The 1,363-nt window shown below is 78.5% G+C and carries 1 protein-coding gene; it reads left to right on the top strand.

The window, feature by feature from the left end; all coding sequences use genetic code 11:
* The coding region (locus tag AC5LSR_RS23830) for a beta-ketoacyl reductase (RefSeq protein WP_493469065.1) at positions 1 to 1,363 on the top strand (1,363 nt) is incomplete at both ends.

Consider the following 1,363-nt stretch of genomic DNA (forward strand, 5'->3'; position numbering starts at 1 on the left):
CGAGGTCGAGCTGGCCGTGCGCCCGTCCGGGGTGCTGGCCCGCCGGCTGGTGCCCGCGCCCGCCGGTGGCACGACGACCACCGCCGCCATCACGGGCGGGGCCGCTGCCGCCACCGGGCAGGCCATCGGCGCCAACGGCAACCAGGCCACCGCCACCGGCACCGCCACCGGCACCGGCACCGGCAACAGCAACAGCAACAGCAACAACGGGGACGGTGCCCCGGCCGGCTGGCGGCCGGGGCCCGGGACGGTGCTGGTCACCGGCGGTAGCGGCGCGCTGGCCGGGCACGTCGCGCGCTGGCTCGCCGGGCGCGGCGCCGAGCACCTGCTGCTGGTCAGCCGCCGTGGCGACGGCTGGCCGGGGGCCGGCGAGCTGGCCGCGGAGCTGGCCGGCAACGGCACCGCGGTGACCTACGCCGCCGCCGACGTCGCCGACCGTGACCAGCTGGCCGCGGTGCTGGCCGCGATCCCGCCGGGGCAGCCCCTGACCGCGGTGGTGCACACCGCGGCGGTGCTGGACGACGCGCTGCTGACCAGTCTGACCCCCGAGCGGATCGAACGGGTGCTGCGGGTCAAGGCCGGCGGCGCCCGCCACCTGGACGAGCTGACCAGGGACGCGGACCTGACCGCGTTCGTGCTGTTCTCCTCGATCGCCGGCACGGTCGGGCTCGCCGGCCAGGGCAACTACGCCCCGGGCAACGCCTACCTCGACGCCCTCGCCGAGCGGCGCCGGGCCGCAGGCCGGCCCGCGACCTCGGTCGCCTGGGGGCTGTGGAGCGGCGCCGGCATCGCCAGCGCGGACGTCGCCGCGCACGCCGGCCACCAGGGCTTCGCGCCGATCACCCCGGACGTCGCCCTGGCAGCCCTGGGGCAGGCGCTCGAGCGGGGCGATACCCGCCTGGTCGTCACCGAGGCCGACTGGGCGGCGGTGGCCGCCGCCCGCCCGCATCCCCTGCTGCGTGAGCTGCCCGGCGTCGCGGCCGCCACGGCCGCTGCGGCCGGGACGACGGCGCAGGCGGCGGCGGAGGGCGCGGACGACGGCCCGGCCACGCTGGTGCGCCGGCTCGCCGAGGCCTCCGAGCGCCAGGCCCGGCGGATCGTCCTCGAGCTGGTGCGCACGGAGGTGGCCGTGGTGCAGAAGCACGCCTCGGCCGACCGGGTCGACGTCACCCGGCACTTCCGTGAGCAGGGCTTCGACTCGCTCGCGGCCGTCGAGCTGCGCAACCGGCTGACGGCCCGCACCGGGCTCGCCCTGCCCGCGACGCTGGTCTTCGACCATCCGTCCCCGGTGGAGCTGGCCGAGCATCTCCGCGACGCCCTCGTCCCGGCCGCGGGCAGCGGAGAAGCGTCCGACAGCGCTCCC

It is taken from the genome of Protofrankia sp. CiP1_Cm_nod4 (genome assembly GCF_982290645.1).